The organism is Bacillus timonensis (assembly GCF_004799755.1).
Lineage (GTDB): Bacteria > Bacillota > Bacilli > Bacillales > Bacillaceae_L > Ferdinandcohnia > Ferdinandcohnia timonensis_A.
This window is the reverse complement of record NZ_SLUB01000050.1, coordinates 16,362-35,350: the sequence shown is the minus strand read 5'-3', so window position 1 is coordinate 35,350 and position 18,989 is coordinate 16,362. Positions and strand designations below refer to the sequence as shown.

The following is an 18,989-nucleotide window of genomic DNA, read 5'->3' as shown; positions in this document are numbered from 1 at the left end:
AAACGTATTAAAAGGAAAATAAAGTAAAGAAAATACCAAAAAATGGGAACAAACAACAATTTTATTCATGATTGTTGTTTTAGCTCCCAAGCAAAAAAACTAACTGTAAATATATTACTTTTTATCAAAATAAATGCAATTATGCAAAGCTAGTGAACCTGTCCCTATGTCCCACATTAAAACCAATCAAACATGCGCTTAAAGAAGCCTTTTTTTTCTTTTTCTTCCTTTTTCTTTGGTTTATCCTTTTTCACATCTTCCATATTCTTTGAACAATATTCTGTTGGTTCGGTTCCTTTTTTATAATACGTCAGCCTGGAAACAGGGCAATCCTTTGTTGGAAGCAAGCCGGTGTCTGGATTTACATATACCCCGACTACCCCTTCTGTAGGTTTGAAGGGTTTAGGTGCGATATCCTGATGGGCTTCCTCCATGAATTCAGCCCAAATATTTTTTGCATAATGGCTTTCTTCGACAATTGTCAGGGGCTCGTTATTGTCATAGCCCGTCCAAATACCGGCGACAAGCTGTGGTGAGTATCCGATCATCCAGTTATCGGTGTCCGTTGAACCAGACTTTCCAGCATAAAATCGGGTCAGCCTATCACTAATTGTGGATCCGGTTACAGCCGTATAATCATTTAATTTTTCATCAAACATCCCTGTCATAAGCTGTGTTGTCACAAACGCGAGATCTTCATCAAGCACTTTTTTAGGTTTGGGCTCATTTTCATAGATGATTTCACCCTTGTAATTTTCAACTCTTGTAATAAAAATGGGTTTATGTCGTGTCCCACCATTATCAAAAGTGGCGTACGCATTAACCATTTCAAGTACACTTACCCCAGAAGTCCCTAACGCAAGTGAAGGGACATCTTTAAGATTACTTTTGATTCCCACCTTTTTCGCAGTGTCGACCAGTTCACCATCACCAAGGAAAAGATGCGTTTTTACAGCGTAAACATTGTCAGACAAGGCAATCGCCTGTGCCAATGTAATAGAGTCATTCGCATAGTAATTTTTATAATTCCGCGGTGTATAGGTTGAACGGTCATCATCATATGAAAATGTCGTGAGTTCACTTCGAATTTGGGTGGACGGCGTGTACCCTTTCTCAAGTGCAGCATAATATAAAATCGGCTTGAAGGTTGAACCAGGTTGCCGTTTTGCTTGAATGGCCCGGTTAAAAGGACTCTCCTCGTAATTCCGCCCGCCAATTAACGCTCGCACTTCGCCATTTTTCGGATCCATCGCAACAAATCCAAGCTGAATCCCGGAATCTTCTTTTATAACGTTTGTAACTTTTTCCTCCGCCATTTTTTGCAGGTCTGGGTCTAGTGTCGTGTAGACTCGTAAGCCGCCTGTTTCAATCGTGTCTTGATCGAGCTTCAATTTAGAGTGTAGCTCTTTTTTTACAGCATCCTGAAAATATGGGGCAATGTCTTCACGTCCAACAACTTTGTTGCCAGTAAAAGTTAGCTCTTCTGCACGTGCTTGTTCAGCCGTTTTATTTGAAATGACCCCATTTTGAACCATGGAGCGAAGAACGACATTTTGGCGCTGTTTTGCTTTTTCTTCATTTACTAAAGGTGAGTAATGTGTCGGGCCTTTCGGAATACCCGCAAGCATGGATGCTTCAGCAATTGATAGTTCACTCGCCCTTTTTCCGAAATAATAATTTGCGGCAGCTTCAATTCCATAGACACCATGTCCATAATAGATCGTATTTAAATACCCTTCTAAAATCTCTTTCTTGGAATAATTCTGCTCAAGTCGAATCGTATAAAGGGCTTCGGTGAGTTTTCGATTCCATGTTTTTTCATGTTCTAAAAATAGGTTTCTAGCGTATTGCTGGGTAATCGTGCTCGCACCTTGTACTTTTGCCATTGCTTTAATATCGGCAAGGACCGCTCCACCAATCCGCTTGTAATCAAAGCCGTTATGGTCAAAAAAGTTCCGGTCCTCAATCGATACCGTTGCATCAATAACAGCTTCGGACATGTCATCAAGCGACACCCAGTAGCGGGTTTCGCCCTGATGACGTTCTTCTCCGATTAATGTTCCATCCTCCGCGTAGAACAAGGTCGATAAAGGCACTGCAAGTGGAGGTGCTCCCTGGGTTTTTGCGTAGGAAAGCACGCCTAAAATACCCACCGTGATAAGGGCACAGCCGATTAAGCCTATGAAAAGACAAGCGCGTAAAATCTTAATCGCGATTTTTAACCGATCATTTGTAATAAGCTCCACCAGGGTTCACCTCTCTTTTTTTCTCTTTTTCTAAGGCATATATCAATCAGTATGAAAAAAAATCCCTCTTTCTAAACATTTATTTGCTAAAAGATGAAAAATTTTCTTGCATTTTCGCTAGTTTCATCTATACTTTTTTCAGTTGAGATAGAAAAGCGGAGGCGACTTGGTCAGAAACGAGAAAACTGGCCGACTAAGACGCCACGTCCTATGGCGAAGTCGGCACTAGCACTTCCTGTGCGTCGGAGACTCCGACTAAGAAGCGCTTTTTGCTTCTGTAGGAGGAGCTGAAGTTTCTCGAGTTTCTAGTCGCTGCAGCTAGACAGCGGAAGTACGAGACTAAGGGTATGCCAAGGCAATCCATCAACTTTTGCCTTTAGCAAGATTAGGCAAAAACATCAATTTTTTTGAAGGAATAGGGAACGATAAGGGGATAGAATCTCTGAATTTTTCAATCGAAAGGATGTTATACACATGGAATTATGGTTTACGGAGAAACAAACAAAAAGCTTTGGGATCACAGCAAAAATTAAACAAACCTTACATACAGAACAAACGGAGTTTCAAAAGCTTGATATGATCGAAACGGAGGAATTTGGCAACATGCTTGTTCTTGATGGCATGGTGATGACCACTCAAGTCGACGAGTTCGTGTACCACGAGATGGTAGCGCATGTACCTCTATTTACTCACCCAAATCCTGAGAACGTCCTTGTTGTTGGTGGCGGTGACGGCGGGGTAATCGGTGAAGTGTTAAAGCACCCAAGCGTGAAAAAAGCAACGCTAGTTGATATTGATGGAAAAGTAATTGAGTACTCAAAGAAATACCTACCTGAAATTGCAGGCAAGCTCGAGGATCCACGCGTAGATGTGAAGGTCGGCGATGGATTTATGCATATTGCCGAAAGTGAAAATGAGTATGACGTCATCTTAGTTGATTCCACTGAGCCTGTAGGTCCAGCGGTAAATCTGTTCACAAAAGGTTTCTATGCAGGCATTTCAAAAGCATTAAAAGAAGACGGCGTATTTGTTGCGCAAACGGACAACCCATGGTTCACACCGGACTTAATCCGTAACGTACAACGCGACGTAAAAGAAATCTTCCCAATTACACGTCTATATCTTGCGAATATCCCAACATACCCAAGTGGCCTATGGACATTCACAATCGGTTCGAAAAAATATGATCCATTAGAGGTAAGCGAAGATCGCTTCCATGAGATCGAAACAAAATACTATACAAAAGAAATCCACAAAGCAGCGTTTGTATTGCCTAAATTTGTTGCTGACTTAACGAAATAATTGGGGGATTTTTTGATGAGATTTGATGAAGCTTATTCAGGAAATGTGTTTATCAAAAGCCATCCGAATTTTGAGGAAAGCGAAGCGGTTATTTACGGCATGCCGATGGACTGGACAGTAAGCTACCGTCCAGGTTCTCGATTTGGCCCTAGCCGAATTCGCGAGGTATCGATTGGACTTGAGGAATATAGTCCATATCTTGATAAAGAATTGGATGAAGTGAAGTACTATGATGCCGGCGATATTCCATTGCCATTTGGAAATCCACAGCGCAGCTTGGATATGATTGAGGATTTTGTCGATCAGGTGTTGGCTGCTGGAAAATATCCACTTGGCATGGGCGGCGAGCATCTCGTGTCTTGGCCAGTAATGAAGGCTGTTTATAAAAAGTACCCAGATTTAGCGATTATCCATATGGATGCCCATACCGATTTGCGTGAGAACTACGAAGGAGAGGCACTTTCTCATTCAACACCCATTCGTAAAATTGCTGAATTAATTGGACCGGAAAATGTCTTTTCATTCGGCATCCGTTCAGGAATGAAGGAAGAGTTCCAATGGGCGAAGGAAAATGGTATGCATATTTCAAAATTTGAAGTGCTAGAGCCGTTAAAAAAGATCTTGCCAAAGCTAGCAGGTCGTCCAGTATATGTAACGATTGATATTGATGTATTAGATCCTGCACATGCACCGGGAACGGGTACGGTGGATGCTGGTGGAATTACGTCTAAGGAATTATTAGGTGCGATTCATGAGATTGCGAAATCCGACATTCGAGTGGTTGGATCAGACTTGGTGGAAGTTGCACCAATTTACGATGCTTCTGAGCAAACGGCGAATACCGCAAGTAAGCTGATTCGTGAGATGATTTTAGGGTGGATTCAGAAGAAATAAATAGTGAGTGGAAAGCTTGGGCTTTAGGGTCCAGGCTTTTTGTTATTAAATAAGCAATAAATAAAAGCAAAGTAAAGAGGGAGTTGAATAAGGAATGAGATTTTTTGGTATGTTCTAGGTAAAACGAACAAGATTTGGGTTATAATGGAGCTATACAGTTGAAGCAGGGTGGGCAATGTGGTCACTTCCCTAGAGAAGGGAGGTGGTAATATGGTTACTGTTTACGAGGCGCTATCTCTTATGATCGGTTTCGGAACATTAATCGTAGCAGTCATTGCCATAGTTATTTCGTTTAACAAAAAGAAATAGCTCACCCTGCTAATGTCCAGTTAGATGGTGAGCTTTTCTCGCTTAGGACCACTGCACTTCTTGCAGTAGACTGTATGATGGAGGATTGGTTGTTAGAGCAACCAATTCTCTTATTAATATGTGTTGAATTATATATATAGTATACCATTTTTTTGATAATAGCAAAATACATTAAGAATAAAAAGTAAACTAGGTCATGGATTCGATACAAGAGTCCATGACCTTTGTTGTGTAAATGAACTCCTCAAACCAAGATTGTTTGGTGAGTTTTTTCTAATTTTGACGGGGGTCAAATATTTTAGCCTGACTTCCCTTCATCATAAAGATATAGAAGGAAAGGGGAGAAAATCAAAATGATCAATTGGATAACCAAACAAAAAACGAAAGCCACAGTCATTTCGGGAGCACTGCTTGTTCTTGCATTGATTTTTCATTTAACACGATACGATACTTTAAAATCGGCTTCACTCATTATTGTGACAGTCATCGCAGGAATCCCGATCTTCATTAAAGCCTTTCAAGCATTAAGAATGAAGGCATTCAGCATTGAACTGCTCGTCACAATTGCTGTTATTGGAGCATTGCTTATCGGTGAATATGTCGAATCCGCAGTCGTAACCTTCCTCTTTTTATTCGGTGATTATTTAGAAGCACGCACGTTGGAGAAAACACGTTCCTCACTAAAGGATTTAGTAGAAATGGCACCACAGGAAGCGGTTGTTGTCCGAGATGGCAGCCAAGTCACGATACCGGTTGAGGAAGTACTTGTAGGAGACCGTGTGATTATCCGCTCTGGAGGGAAGGTTCCCGTCGATGGCAGAATCGTTTCAGGTCAGGCTTCACTAAATGAAGCAGCGGTTACTGGTGAATCTGTCCCGGCTACAAAGAAAATAGAAGACAAGGTATTCAGCGGCACCATCGTCGACAATGGCTATATTGAATTGATTGCAGAGAAAGTGGGAGACGATACAACTTTTGCCAAAATCATCGAACTAGTGGAAGAAGCACAGGAATCTAAATCAAAAACCGAAAAATTCCTAAATAAGTTTGCGAATGTCTATACACCAGCTGTTGTTGTTTTATCGGTACTTGTCTACCTATTCACTCGAGACATCCATATCGCGATTACCTTCCTTGTCATTGCTTGTCCAGGTGCACTTGTAATTGGAGCCCCGGTATCCAATGTTGCTGGAATCGGGAATGGAGCGAAGAACGGTGTCTTGGTTAAAGGTGGAGAAGTCATGGATATCTTCTCTAAAGTAGACACGCTCGTTTTCGATAAAACAGGGACACTGACGAAAGGGAAACCAGAAGTAACAGATATTAAGACGTTTGGAAACTTTGAAACAAATGAATTATTACAGCTCGTTGCTCAAGCAGAAACCATTTCTGAGCACCATCTAGGACAAACAATTGTAAAAGAAGCAAAGGCGAGAAAACTAGCTTTAGAGAATGAACCAGAAGACGGCGAAGTCATTAAAGGAAATGGGATTCGTGCAAAGGTCGAAGGCCATGTACTCGCAATCGGAAATCGCAAACTGATGGATTTAGAAGATATCGAAATTCCAGATACCGTTGGTGCCTATGCGTTTGACCGAGAAAAAGCGGGAAACACCGCAATCCTTGCTTGTGTCGATGGCAAAATCGCAGGTGTTTTCTCAATCGCCGATCAAATTCGGGAAGATGCACAAAGAGCACTTGCCCAAATGCGAAAAAATGGCATTAAGAAAATCGTCATGCTGACGGGTGATAACAAACATACTGCAGAGCTTGTCGCGACTACCTTAGGTTTGGATGAATTCCATGCAGAGTTACTCCCAGGGGATAAAGTAGAATACGTGAAAAAATTAAAAGCAACAGGTCATGTTGTAGCCATGGCAGGAGACGGGATCAACGATGCTCCAGCAATCGCAACAGCGGATATCGGTCTTGCAATGGGCGAAGGCGGCACAGATATTTCAATGGAAACGGCTGACGTCGTCTTAATGGCAGATAAGCTCATGCAGTTCTCACATGCTTACTCATTATCAAAAGCAACCATCCGAAACATGAAGCAAAATACATTCTTTGCAGTCGGCATTGCCTTTGTACTCTTAACGGGGGTACTTATGGGAACCGTTCACCTAGCGTCTGGAATGTTCATCCATGAAGCAAGTGTCCTGCTTGTAATCCTGAATGCCATGAGGTTAATGGGCTTCAACCGCAAGACAATGAAGAAGGAACATGCATTACAGGTAGCAACTGCTTAACCATTTTAGGGGGTGATTGTTACGAAGAACCTTCAAATTTTGACCTAGGTCAAAGAAGGACTTGAGAAACCATCTTACAATAAGAATAGAAAAAGAAAAAAGGAGAGATTAACATGGAAACCATTAAACTACAATTAGAACCCCTTACTTGTCCATCATGTATTAAAAAGATCGAAACAAAAATTGGGAAAATGGAGGGTGTAGAAGAAGCAAAAGTATTATTTAACTCAAGTAAGGTGAAGGCAACATTTAATTCTGACCAGGTTTCAAAAGATCAAATAGCTGACACCATTGAAAAACTTGGTTACAAAGTCTTACATTAAAGATGAAACGGGCAAGCAGCCTTAAAGCTTGTCCGTTTTATTTTTGCGTGACCAAAGCCCTGATTTAAATATATTTTAATAATTACGACAATTCTTTTTGCTTACGTGAATATACTACATTTGAACTAGATGTTTACTTAAAAAAGGAGGAGTATCATGGTTGGGATTCGCTTTTTAAAGATGGCGGCATTGTATTTTGTGATTGGTGTTCTAATTGGGATGGGTATGTCAATGTCACACTCGTACACCTTAACAGGAGTCCATGTTCATATTAACTTACTTGGTTGGGCATCTATGGGGCTCGCAGGTATTGTCTATTATTTATTCCCGCAGGCCGGAGAATCAAAGCTTGGAAAGATTCATTTTTGGCTTCATAACATTGGTTTACCCGTGATGATGATTGGACTCACGATGCTGTTGCTTGGCAACCCAGCGGTCGAACCGGCCATTGCGGTCGGCGGTACGGTTACCACCCTCGCAATCATCCTTTTTGCTATCAATATCTTTTTGAACGTCAAAGTCACCAAACAATAACACCTTCATAAAACTCACCGCTTACTCGGCATCAGCCGAGTTTTCTTTTTTAATTTGAAATCCCCGCACAAAATGCCGTATACTAGTAAAGTTAACGACTTATAGGGATGTGTAAAAATGAGTCAGGCAGGAGTACCGATTGACCTCAAATTTGTTACCGAAATTAAAGACGGCAAGCGGAAAGAAAACGTTGCTTTTGACGCAAATGGTTTATACTACATAAAGGGCAACAATACATACTTGCAGTTTAATGAAAAGCAAGATGCTGGTACGGTTAAAACGGTCATCAAAATCTCGGAAAAAGAGGTTCTCATCCTTCGTTCCGGACAGGTGAAAATGAGGCAGGTTTACCGAAAGAATGAAACCACAAACGGCTCTTTTCAAAATCAGATCGGAACATTTACCCTCACAGCTAAGACGAATAATATCGAATACAAATGGTACAAAAACTCCCGAAAAGGGACGTTGTTTTTAGCATATGAACTTTCACTTCACGGTGAAATGTCTGGATTACATAAAATAACCATTACATTTAAGGAGCGAAACTAGATGAATGTTGTTGATCAAGTAAAAGAACGTTTGAAAGCGGAAGTTAAAGACGCAGTTTTAAAGGCTGGACTAGCTACAGAAGAACAAATTCCTGAAGTTGTATTGGAACTTCCAAAGGATAAGGCGCATGGAGACTATGCGACAAACATGGCAATGCAACTTGCTCGTGTGGCGAAAAAAGCGCCTCGCATGATTGCCGAAGACATCGTGGCAAACTTTGATAAATCAAAAGCTTCAATCGAAAAAATTGAAATCGCAGGACCAGGGTTTATCAATTTTTATATGAACAATTCCTATTTAACCGACTTAATTCCGGCCATTTTAACAGCAGGCGAAGCATACGGTGAAACAACAGTAGGCAACAAGCAAAAGGTTCAGGTGGAGTTTGTTTCAGCAAACCCTACAGGTGACCTTCACCTTGGGCATGCACGTGGAGCAGCGGTGGGTGATTCGTTAAGTAATATTTTACAAAAAGCGGGCTATGAAGTATCCCGTGAATATTACATCAATGATGCTGGTAACCAAATCAATAATTTAGCGAAGTCTGTTGAGGCGCGTTATATGCAAGCACTTGGCAAGGATGCCGAGATGCCTGAGGACGGCTATCATGGCCAAGATATCGTGGGAATCGGAAAGCAACTTGCTGAAGAATTTGGCGATAAATATGTCAATGTGGATGAAAAAGAGCGCTTCGACTTTTTCCGAGAATATGGCTTGAAATATGAAATGAAAAAGCTTCAAAAGGATTTAGAAGAGTATCGCGTCCGATTTGATGTATGGTATTCTGAGACTTCTCTTTACCATAACGGAAAAATCGATCGAGCTCTTAATGCGCTGCGCGAAGCAGGTCATATTTATGAAGAAGATGGCGCGACATGGTTCCGTTCCACAACATTTGGCGACGACAAAGACCGCGTTCTGATTAAAAATGACGGGTCATATACGTATTTAACACCGGACATCGCCTACCACCAGGATAAGCTAGAGCGTGGCTTCGAAAAATTAATCAACGTGTGGGGTGCCGACCATCACGGCTATATCCCGCGTATGAAGGCTGCGATTCAGGCGTTAGGCTATGACAAGGACACACTTGAGGTTGAAATCATTCAACTCGTTCACCTCTTTAAAAATGGTGAAAAAATGAAGATGAGTAAACGTACAGGTAAGGCTGTTACGATGCGTGACTTGATTGAAGAGGTTGGCTTAGATGCCGTTCGTTATTTCTTTGCGATGAGAAGCTCTGATACACATCTTGATTTTGATCTTGACTTAGCAGTATCTCAATCAAATGAAAATCCTGTGTACTATGCACAGTATGCACACGCACGTATTTGTAGCATGCTTCGCTCTGGAGATGAGATGAATATTGCGTTAGACGGAAGCTATGCACTTGAGCATATCAATTCTGAAAAAGAAGTTGATCTCTTGAAAAAGCTTGGTGAGTTCCCAGCGGCTGTAACAGAAGCGGCTGAAAAGCGGATTCCACATCGTATCACAAATTATATCAATGAACTGGCAGCGGCACTTCATAGCTTCTACAATGCGGAGAAAGTGCTCGACCAAGACAATTTGGAAAAAACAAAAGCACGTCTTGCGCTCATGAAGGCAGTTCAAATTACGTTACAGAATTCATTAAAATTAATCGGTGTATCTGCACCGGAGAAAATGTAATAGTTCAATATGAAAGGCACCCGCGCTGCGGGTGCCTGATTTGTTAGTGGCAGTATTTTTCAGATAGTGGCAGTATTCCTCACCGTCACCCTATAAAAAGTGCGAAATCCAGGTCGCGAATTTGATTTTGAACTTTTTCTCAGACTTTAATTCATTGATACGATCCTGTGTAAGCTTAGTTGATGTTGTAAAGTCCTCTTCTACAATTTTTTTAAGGTCTTTAATGACTTCCTTGTCATGGATATAGCAATTGATTTCATAATTCGAATAAAGACTTCGTTTATCAAAATTGGCGGTGCCGATGTCACATAGCTTGTCATCGATACAAATTACCTTTGCATGGTAAAAACCTCTTGTATACATATTGAACTGAATGCCGATCTTTGACAGCTCGTCTAAATAGGGAATGGCAGCTTCTTTTACAAAAGGATGGTCTGGTTTTTTTGGTAAAAGTACCCGTATCTTCACATTGCGTTTCTTAGCGGCAATCAATTCCTGTTTGAGTTGATCACTCAGTACAAAGTAAGGAGATCCGATAATAATTTCATTTTCGGCCAGCTTAATCATTCCGACGAAATCGTCCTCCAGGTAAGCCCCGTTTGTTGCGATAAACCTTGTTTGCGACTTTCCTTTATGAAGCGGTGGAAAATAACTGTCACGATTACCAACAGCATCCTTTGTGGCGTCAAACCAATCCTTCAAAAACTGTGTCTGTAAGTCTGCGACACCTTCACCGGTTAGCCTCAAGTGATAATCGCGCCAAAACCCAAATTTCGGGTCCTCACCGAGATATTCTTTTCCAATATTGAACCCACCCATATACCCTGTTTTTCCATCAATGACGGTGATCTTCCGGTGGTTACGTTCATTGAGTTTGTAAAATAAATAGGGAAATTTTGGTTTGTTGCTATAGGCAAATGAAACCCCTGAGCGGGTCAAGTCTTTTTCCATTTCCTTCGTGACATTGTGTGCGCCAACCCAATCTAGAAGTAAACGTACTTCGACACCTTGCTCCGCTTTTTTCGTTAAAAGGGAAACAAAATCCTTGCTAATGTCATCGTCCTTCAAAATATAAAACTCGACATGGACATGTTCGGTTGCGTTTTGAATGTCTGTAAAAAGGTCTGAGAAGAGTGTTTCCCCTGTGGCATAAAGGGAAATATCACTGTTACGCAATGGAAACTCATCGTCAACTTGTTTTTTTAAGTGACTTTTTCTTCCGAGACTGTAATCAAGGCGGAGTAACAGTAATAGAATGATGATAATAAGGACGATCCAAATGATAGTTCGCAACAAAATTACCCCTCCTATAGTGGCGTTCACTTAGTTTATACGAAAATTAGAATGTTTATTTGAGATTTCACAAGAAAAATATTGACTGAATGCTCATTCATTATATAATGGAGGTATGAACAACATAGTCAGAATATATATTTCATTCAGGCAATAAAGCCTAAATGAAATATTGCCCCGACGGATGCCACAGATTTTTCAGATGAAATTATCGGGCATAGGTTCAAAGACTAAAGACGCTACTTCCTGTGGCAACGTCTTTGTGACCCACTTCGTGTGGGCCTAAAAATTTGGGCGCAATTCGCCTTGGCGAATTCATTTCTATTAAAACGTTAAGAAAGGAGTTTGAACATGGATATCCTCTTGGTAATAAATCTTCTTGCATTCCTAACTGTAACCGCTTACGCCATTTATTTGTTTGTATACCTTATCAAGACTAGAGTTGCTTATATCAGGCTCGGCAAAAAGGTCGAATTTGATGGAAAAGTAAAGGAACGCCTTGAGCGGATTTGGATTAACGTATTCGGACAAAAGAAGCTTTTAAAGGATAAAAAGAGTGGAGCCATCCACGTCATGTTTTTTTATGGGTTTATTCTTGTCCAATTCGGTGCGATTGATTTTATTTGGAAGGGCTTAAAGCCAGGCTCCCATCTTCCGCTGGGACCATTGTATCCAGGCTTTACATTTTTCCAAGAGATCGTCACATTTATGATTTTAGTGGCTGTCGTATGGGCATTTCATCGACGTTATGTGGAAAAGCTCGTACGTCTAAAAAGAGGCTTTAAATCGGGACTGGTTCTATTATTTATCGGTGGCTTGATGCTGTCCGTTTTACTTGGAAATGGGGCGGGAATCGTTTGGCATGGTCATGATCCATCATGGACCGAGCCAATTGCATCAGTCATTTCGCTTGCTTTAGGTGGTCTTAATGAAACGGCTGCGATTGTGGTTTTCTATATCGCTTGGTGGATTCACTTACTCTTCCTGTTAAGTTTCCTTGTCTATGTGCCGCAATCCAAGCATGCGCACTTAATCGCAGGACCTGCGAATGTGTATTTAAGCAGACTAACAAGCCCAGGAAAACTTGAAAAAATTGATTTTGAAGATGAAACACAAGAAACCTTTGGTGTTGGAAAAATTGAAGACTTTAAGCAAACACAATTAGTTGACCTGTATGCATGTGTTGAATGTGGCCGCTGTACCAATATGTGTCCGGCGACAGGCACTGGAAAAATGCTGTCACCAATGGATTTGATTGTGAAATTACGGGATCACCTAACCGAGACAGGAGCAGTCGTGACTTCACGTGTCCCATGGGTACCAGCAGTTGCTTTCAATCATACAAAGGGGAATCAACTAGCACTAGCATCCGCTAGCCAAGGCGCAAATGAATCGGCTGCAACAGCTGAATTAGCCTACAGCCCAAGCTTAATCGGGGATGTCATTACAGAAGAGGAAATTTGGGCATGTACGACTTGCCGTAACTGTGAGGACCAATGTCCTGTTATGAATGAGCATGTGGATAAGATTATTGATTTACGTCGTTATTTAGTACTGACAGAAGGAAAAATGGATGCAGATGCCCAGCGTGCGATGACGAACATTGAGCGTCAAGGAAATCCATGGGGCCTTAACCGTAAGGAAAAAGAAAACTGGCGTGAAGTCCGTGAAGATGTTCATGTACCAACCGTTAAAGAAATAAAAAAAGCAGGCGAAGAGTTTGAATATCTGTTCTGGGTTGGTTCCATGGGTGCATTTGATAACCGAAGCCAAAAAATCGCGCTCTCTTTTGCAAAATTGATGAATGAAGCAGGCGTGAAGTTTGCGATTTTAGGAAACAAGGAGAAAAACTCTGGTGACACCCCACGTCGACTTGGAAACGAATTCTTATTCCAGGAGCTTGCGACAAACAATATTGCGGAATTTGAAAAAGCAGAAGTGAAGAAGATTGTTACAATCGACCCACATGCCTACAATATATTCAAAAATGAGTATCCTGATATGGGGCTTGAGGGTGTTGAGGTGTTCCACCATACGGAGCTCTTATATGACCTTGTTAAAGAAGGCAGATTGGTTCCTAAGCATGCAGTAAACGAAGTCATCACTTGGCATGATTCCTGTTATTTAGGACGTTATAATGACGTGTATGATCCACCACGTGAAATTTTAAAACAAATTCCAGGTGTCAAACTCGTTGAAATGGAACGTAACCGTGAAAAAGGGATGTGCTGTGGAGCTGGTGGCGGTCTAATGTGGATGGAGGAGGATACCGGAACACGCATAAACGTAGCAAGAACAGAGCAGGCGCTTGCTGTAAATCCAACTACAATAGGTTCTGGATGCCCTTACTGCTTAACAATGCTAAGCGATGGGACGAAGGCGAAGGAAGTTGAAGAGCAAATTGGCACATATGATATTGCTGAAATACTTGAACGATCAGTTGTTGGAGAACAAAAAGAAATTGCATCTTAAAGTGAAACTTCATTCAGTGGTGGTTTTTCACTGAATGTTAGTTGAGGCCCACACGATGTGGGTCACAAAGACGTTGCCACAGGACGTGGCGCTCTTAGTCTTTGTTCATATAATCGGGCTTTTACTGGCAGTGGATTTCCCACTTCTGCTCTGCTTTTAGAAGTGGAAATCTTACTGCCAGTTAATGCGGGGAAATGGTAAAAGATGATTTATCTTCCATTACCAATGTTGTAAAATAGGAATATAGGAAACATTCAATTTACTTACAATAGAATAACAGATAAGGAGAGGTGTGCGATGGTACGCCTCCCTCTTTCAGACAAGGTTGAGCGAGCGTTCAGTCAAAAATATGTAAGCGGTTTCTAATTTGCGTATCTGAATAAAAATCTAGGAGGTTGGAGCATGGGAAAAACAGTGATTGTCAGCGGTGTTCGTACTCCATTTGGAAAATTAGGAGGAAGTCTTAGTTCGTTAACTGCACCTGAGCTTGGTGGAATGGCCATTAAGGAAGCGTTACTGAGAGCAGGCATCGAAGGTAACAATGTGGATGAAGTGATCTTTGGAACGGTTTTACAGGGTGGTCAAGGCCAAATTCCATCCCGTCAGGCCGCACGAAACGCGGGAATCCCATGGGAAGTGAAAACAGAAACCATTAATAAAGTGTGTGCATCAGGACTTCGAAGTGTCACACTTGCTGACCAAATCATTCGTGCTGGTGATGAAGAAGTCATTGTAGCAGGCGGCATGGAATCCATGAGCAATGCGCCTTACTTTTTGCCAAAAGCACGATCCGGGCTTCGAATGGGGGATGCAAGCTTAAAAGATTTAATGGTTCATGATGGTTTAACCTGCAGCTTCCAAGGTGTTCACATGGGTACCTATGGAAATGAAGTAGCATCAGAGTTTGACATTTCACGGCAGGAACAAGACGAATGGGCACTTCGTAGTCACGAGCGTGCGGTTGCGGCGATCGAGTCAGGTAAACTAGCTGAAGAAATTGTGGCTGTAGAAGTAAAAGGACGTAAAGGTACGGTTACAATCGTTGATAAAGATGAGGCACCCCGTGCAGATACAACGCTAGAAAAATTAGCAAAGCTAAAGTCTGTGTTTAATGCAGACGGCACAATCACAGCGGGTAATGCACCAGGCGTGAATGACGGGGCAGCGGCTCTTGTTCTGATGAGTGAAGAGCGGGCAAAGCAGGAAGGAAAAGAGCCTATTGCAACGATACTAGCCCATGCTGCAATCTCCGTTGAAGCAAAAGATTTTCCAAAGACACCGGGACTCGTCATCAATAAACTTTTAAAGAAAACAGGAAAGTCCCTCGACGAAATTGATTTGTTTGAAATCAATGAAGCCTTTGCGGCAGTAGCGCTAACAAGTGGAAAAATTGCCAATCTTGATCCTGAAAAAGTGAACGTTAACGGAGGAGCAGTAGCGCTCGGTCATCCAATCGGGGCAAGTGGAGCAAGGATTATCATTACACTAATCCATGAATTAAAACGTCGTGGCGGTGGCATCGGAATTGCAGCCATCTGTAGTGGTGGAGGTCAAGGCGACGCAATAATGGTTCAAGTATAAAAACGCTGGAGGTATGTGAGATGAATATACAAAAGGTAATGGTTATTGGTGCAGGGCAAATGGGTTCAGGGATTGCACAGGTATGTGCAATGGCAGGCTATGACGTGAAACTCCACGACTTAAAACAGGAGTACCTAGATCGCGGCTTTTCGACAATAACAAAAAACCTTACACGTCAAGTGGATAAAGGTCGAATGAGTGAAGATGACAAGGCTGCGATATTAGGAAGACTTACCCCGTCTCTTGACTTACAAAATGCATCTGATGTTGACCTAGTCATCGAGGCAGCGGTTGAAAACATGGACATCAAAACAAAGCTTTTCTCACAACTTGATGAAATTGCACCTCAGAACGCTATTTTAGCAACAAATACTTCCTCTCTTCCAATTACAGAAATTGCGGCGGCAACAAAACGTCCGGAAAAAGTAATTGGCATGCATTTTATGAATCCAGTTCCAGTTATGAAATTAGTTGAAATTATCCGCGGCTTAGCAACAGCCGATGAAGTATATCAAGTCATTGAAGATATGACCAAAACGTTAAATAAGGTTCCAGTTGAAGTGAATGACTTTCCGGGATTTGTGTCAAATCGCATTTTAATGCCGATGATCAATGAAGCCATTTATACCCTTTATGAAGGAGTGGCCACAAAAGAAGCAATTGATGAAGTCATGAAGCTTGGAATGAACCATCCGATGGGACCCTTAACTTTAGCTGATTTTATCGGACTTGATACATGTCTTTATATTATGGAGACCCTCCACGAAGGCTTTGGCGATGATAAATATAGACCATGTCCATTGCTTCGCAAATACGTCAAGGCGGGTTGGTTAGGTAAAAAGTCAGGTCGAGGTTTCTACACATATGAAGGATAGGGGTGAATTTGAGTGACAACTCTTACAAACAACCCACATCATCAAGATCCCACATTGGAGGGGAACAGCATGAATTTTCATTTTACAGAAGAACAAGCAATGATGCGAAAAATGGTCCGTGACTTTGCAAAAGAGGAAATCACACCATATATAGAACGCATGGAAAATGGTGAGTTTCCACGAGAAATTCTTTCTAAAATGGGGTCCCTTGGTCTAATGGGAATTACAACCCCTGAAAAATATGGCGGCGCCGGGATGGATTTTACATCCTACATTATTGCGATCAATGAACTGTCTAAGGTGAGTGCGACAATCGGGGTTATTTTATCCGTTCATACTTCAGTTGGAACGCACCCAATTTTATATTTCGGAACAGAGGAGCAAAAGCAAAAATACATTCCAAAACTCGCAAGTGGGGAGTATCTTGGGGCTTTTTGTCTAACCGAACCGAGCGCTGGCTCAGATGCAGCCAGCTTAAAAACAAGGGCCGTGAAGCAGGATGACCATTATGTGTTGAATGGTTCAAAGATGTTTGTCACAAATGGCGGGGAAGCGGATGTGTATATTGTGTTTGCCCGTACCAATCCTGCCGAAACGGGCAGCAAGGGTATAACGGCTTTTATTGTTGAAAAAAATACCCCGGGCTTTGTGTTCGGGAAAGATGAGCATAAAATGGGGCTCAATGGTTCCCGGACCCTACAAATTACATTAGAGGATGTAATGGTGCCAGTAGAAAATGTTCTCGGTGCTGAAGGTGAAGGCTTTAAGGTCGCGATGGCGAATTTAAATATGGGTCGTATCGGCATTGCCGCTCAGGCTCTAGGAATTGCAGAGGGAGCCCTAGAACACGCTGTGGAGTATTCGAAGAGTCGCTATCAATTTGGCAAACCAATTGCCTCGTTACAGGGTGTTGGCTTTAAGCTGGCGGATATGGCGACGGCAGTGGAAGCTGCAAGACTACTTGTCTATCGGGCAGCATTTTTACAGGAGCAAAGCTTGCCGTGTGCCAAGGAATCCTCGATGGCAAAGCTGTATGCATCTAAAACCGCAATGGAAGTAACAACAGAGGCAATTCAGGTCTATGGCGGCTATGGCTATACGAAGGATTATCCGGTTGAACGATTCTTCCGAGATGCAAAAATAACAGAGATTTATGAGGGCACTAGCGAGATTCAACGGATTGTGATTAGTAAGCATTTGTGACGGGGTATGTACGAGAATACTGTGAGTTTTGACGCAAATATCTGGTTGAGGATGCAAATGTGTGAGTGTTGACGCAAATATTACGGATTAGACGCAAATCTGTATTTTTCGGCGCATAAAACCGGCATTGGACGCAAATCTACGGATTTCGACACAAAAAACCAGAATTAGACGCAAATCCGCGAGTTCCGACGCAAAAATCCGTCCAACAACACAAATCTAACTACAAACACGCAATTCATCACACAAACTAACATTCTATGAAAGTGGAGGTACCAGCTATGTACTTTAAATTATCAGAAGAGCATGAAATGATTCGAAAAATGGTTCGTGATTTTGCAAAAAATGAAGTGGCACCAACTGCGGCAGAGCGCGATGAAGAGGAGCGCTTTGATCGTGAAATTTTCGACAAAATGGCAGAACTTGGCTTAACGGGGATTCCGTGGCCTGAGGAATATGGTGGGATTGGCAGTGACTATTTAGCATATTGTATCGCTGTCGAGGAACTTTCAAGAGTTTGTGCATCAACAGGTGTCACTCTTTCTGCCCATACATCACTTGCAGGGTGGCCCATTTACAAGTTTGGTAGTGAGGAGCAAAAGCAAAAATATTTACGTCCAATGGCACAGGGTGAAAAAATGGGTGCCTATGGTTTAACAGAGCCTGGCTCTGGCTCAGATGCAGGTGGAATGAGAACAACTGCGAGAGTTGAAGGCGATCATTATGTGTTAAATGGTTCGAAAATCTTCATCACAAACGGTGGGATTGCCGATATTTATGTCGTGTTTGCCCTAACAGACCCATCCTCAAAACATAAAGGAACGAGCGCATTTATCATCGAGAGCGACTTCCCAGGCTTCTCGGTAGGGAAAAAAGAAAAGAAAATGGGAATTCGTTCATCACCGACAACTGAAATTATATTTGAAGAGTGCCGTGTACCTAAAGAAAACTTGCTTGGGGAAGAGGGAGAAGGCTTTAAAATTGCGATGATGACGCTTGACGGTGGTCGAAACGGAATTGCCGCACAAGCGGTAGGAATTGCTCAAGGTGCACTTGATGCGGCAACAGCGTATGCGAAGGAACGTGTTCAGTTTGGCAAACCAATCGCAGCTCAACAAGGGGTGGGCTTCAAGCTGGCGGATATGGCAACTAGTGTCGAGGCAGCACGTCTCTTAACCTATCAAGCAGCATGGTTAGAATCAGAAGGGCTTCCATATGGTAAAGAATCGGCGATGTCAAAACTGTTTGCTGGAGACACGGCAATGAAGGTTACGACAGACGCAGTCCAAGTCTTTGGTGGTTATGGGTATACGAAGGATTATCCAGTAGAGCGTTACATGCGTGATGCAAAAATCACCCAAATTTACGAAGGAACCCAAGAAATTCAACGTCTAGTAATCTCAAGAATGCTAACAAAATAGTGGGACATGGGGAGGTCTGAGTGTACCAACCAGGGAAAAAATGGTGGGACGATGAACCTGTCCCTCT

15 protein-coding genes are annotated in these 18,989 nt (G+C 42.1%); 13 read left to right on the top strand and 2 right to left on the bottom strand.

From position 1 onward, the window contains the following. Positions 1-176 precede the first annotated feature (176 nt). Positions 177-2,246: a transglycosylase domain-containing protein gene (locus E1I69_RS19470; protein WP_136381228.1), complete on the bottom strand. Its 2,070-nt coding sequence runs from the start codon at positions 2,244-2,246 to the stop codon at positions 177-179. A gap of 474 nt (positions 2,247-2,720) precedes the next feature. Here E1I69_RS19470 and speE point away from each other — a divergent pair, with 474 nt between their 5' ends. The 8 genes from speE to argS all read left to right on the top strand — a co-directional run bounded on the left by speE (position 2,721) and on the right by argS (position 10,077). After that, complete coding sequence (gene speE, locus E1I69_RS19465; protein WP_136381227.1) at positions 2,721-3,548, top strand: spermidine synthase; 828 nt, start codon at positions 2,721-2,723, stop codon at positions 3,546-3,548. Positions 3,549-3,563: 15 nt separating this feature from the next. Next, positions 3,564-4,442 carry an agmatinase gene (gene speB, locus E1I69_RS19460; RefSeq protein ID WP_136381226.1) on the top strand — a complete coding sequence of 293 codons (879 nt, stop codon included), beginning with the start codon at positions 3,564-3,566 and terminating at the stop codon, positions 4,440-4,442. A gap of 210 nt (positions 4,443-4,652) precedes the next feature. Next, positions 4,653-4,751 (top strand): putative holin-like toxin, encoded by a 99-nt coding sequence (locus E1I69_RS19455; protein WP_136381225.1) that lies wholly within the window; start codon positions 4,653-4,655, stop codon positions 4,749-4,751. Positions 4,752-5,104: 353 nt separating this feature from the next. Then, positions 5,105-7,000 carry a heavy metal translocating P-type ATPase gene (locus E1I69_RS19450; RefSeq protein WP_136381224.1) on the top strand — a complete coding sequence of 632 codons (1,896 nt, stop codon included), beginning with the start codon at positions 5,105-5,107 and terminating at the stop codon, positions 6,998-7,000. Positions 7,001-7,113: 113 nt separating this feature from the next. Next, the gene (locus tag E1I69_RS19445; RefSeq protein ID WP_136381223.1) at positions 7,114-7,323 is read left to right on the top strand and encodes a heavy-metal-associated domain-containing protein; all 210 of its coding nucleotides are present in this window, start codon (positions 7,114-7,116) and stop codon (positions 7,321-7,323) included. Between the two features lie 156 nt (positions 7,324-7,479). Next, on the top strand, positions 7,480-7,857 hold the full coding sequence (locus E1I69_RS19440; protein ID WP_136381222.1) for a cytochrome-c oxidase: 378 nt from the start codon (positions 7,480-7,482) through the stop codon (positions 7,855-7,857). Positions 7,858-7,974: 117 nt separating this feature from the next. Next, the gene (locus E1I69_RS19435) at positions 7,975-8,406 is read left to right on the top strand and encodes a DUF1934 domain-containing protein (RefSeq protein WP_136381221.1); all 432 of its coding nucleotides are present in this window, start codon (positions 7,975-7,977) and stop codon (positions 8,404-8,406) included. Next, entirely contained in the window at positions 8,407-10,077 is a 1,671-nt protein-coding gene (gene argS, locus E1I69_RS19430) for an arginine--tRNA ligase (RefSeq protein WP_136381220.1), read from the top strand. It abuts the gene before it with no gap. Between the two features lie 90 nt (positions 10,078-10,167). Here the strand turns inward: argS and cls are convergent, their stop codons facing one another. Next, a complete protein-coding gene (gene cls, locus E1I69_RS19425; RefSeq protein ID WP_136381219.1) occupies positions 10,168-11,373 on the bottom strand; it encodes a cardiolipin synthase in 1,206 nt (401 codons plus the stop codon). A gap of 348 nt (positions 11,374-11,721) precedes the next feature. Between cls and E1I69_RS19420 the strand changes: the two genes are divergently transcribed. The 5 genes from E1I69_RS19420 (at position 11,722) to E1I69_RS19400 (ending at position 18,922) form a co-directional block, all read left to right on the top strand. Further along, the gene (locus E1I69_RS19420; protein WP_136381218.1) at positions 11,722-13,842 is read left to right on the top strand and encodes a (Fe-S)-binding protein; all 2,121 of its coding nucleotides are present in this window, start codon (positions 11,722-11,724) and stop codon (positions 13,840-13,842) included. A gap of 402 nt (positions 13,843-14,244) precedes the next feature. Further along, entirely contained in the window at positions 14,245-15,423 is a 1,179-nt protein-coding gene (locus E1I69_RS19415) for an acetyl-CoA C-acetyltransferase (RefSeq protein ID WP_136381217.1), read from the top strand. 20 nt (positions 15,424-15,443) lie between these two features. After that, complete coding sequence (locus E1I69_RS19410) at positions 15,444-16,298, top strand: 3-hydroxybutyryl-CoA dehydrogenase (protein ID WP_136381216.1); 855 nt, start codon at positions 15,444-15,446, stop codon at positions 16,296-16,298. A 69-nt stretch (positions 16,299-16,367) separates the two neighbouring features. After that, a complete protein-coding gene (locus tag E1I69_RS19405; protein WP_136381215.1) occupies positions 16,368-17,501 on the top strand; it encodes an acyl-CoA dehydrogenase in 1,134 nt (377 codons plus the stop codon). Positions 17,502-17,782: 281 nt separating this feature from the next. Continuing rightward, on the top strand, positions 17,783-18,922 hold the full coding sequence (locus tag E1I69_RS19400; RefSeq protein ID WP_136381214.1) for an acyl-CoA dehydrogenase: 1,140 nt from the start codon (positions 17,783-17,785) through the stop codon (positions 18,920-18,922). The last annotated feature ends 67 nt before the right edge of the window (positions 18,923-18,989 follow it).

What these genes read in the sequence shown, in the direction of transcription:
- E1I69_RS19435 (WP_136381221.1), top strand. Translation starts at nt 7,975, where the DNA reads ATGAGTCAGGCAGGAGTACCGATTGACCTCAAATTTGTTACCGAAATT.
- speE (WP_136381227.1), top strand. Translation starts at nt 2,721, where the DNA reads ATGGAATTATGGTTTACGGAGAAACAAACAAAAAGCTTTGGGATCACA.
- E1I69_RS19415 (WP_136381217.1), top strand. Translation starts at nt 14,245, where the DNA reads ATGGGAAAAACAGTGATTGTCAGCGGTGTTCGTACTCCATTTGGAAAA.
- E1I69_RS19400 (WP_136381214.1), top strand. Translation starts at nt 17,783, where the DNA reads ATGTACTTTAAATTATCAGAAGAGCATGAAATGATTCGAAAAATGGTT.
- E1I69_RS19410 (WP_136381216.1), top strand. Translation starts at nt 15,444, where the DNA reads ATGAATATACAAAAGGTAATGGTTATTGGTGCAGGGCAAATGGGTTCA.
- speB (WP_136381226.1), top strand. Translation starts at nt 3,564, where the DNA reads ATGAGATTTGATGAAGCTTATTCAGGAAATGTGTTTATCAAAAGCCAT.
- argS (WP_136381220.1), top strand. Translation starts at nt 8,407, where the DNA reads ATGAATGTTGTTGATCAAGTAAAAGAACGTTTGAAAGCGGAAGTTAAA.
- E1I69_RS19455 (WP_136381225.1), top strand. Translation starts at nt 4,653, where the DNA reads ATGGTTACTGTTTACGAGGCGCTATCTCTTATGATCGGTTTCGGAACA.
- E1I69_RS19450 (WP_136381224.1), top strand. Translation starts at nt 5,105, where the DNA reads ATGATCAATTGGATAACCAAACAAAAAACGAAAGCCACAGTCATTTCG.
- E1I69_RS19420 (WP_136381218.1), top strand. Translation starts at nt 11,722, where the DNA reads ATGGATATCCTCTTGGTAATAAATCTTCTTGCATTCCTAACTGTAACC.
- E1I69_RS19405 (WP_136381215.1), top strand. Translation starts at nt 16,368, where the DNA reads ATGAATTTTCATTTTACAGAAGAACAAGCAATGATGCGAAAAATGGTC.
- E1I69_RS19440 (WP_136381222.1), top strand. Translation starts at nt 7,480, where the DNA reads ATGGTTGGGATTCGCTTTTTAAAGATGGCGGCATTGTATTTTGTGATT.
- E1I69_RS19445 (WP_136381223.1), top strand. Translation starts at nt 7,114, where the DNA reads ATGGAAACCATTAAACTACAATTAGAACCCCTTACTTGTCCATCATGT.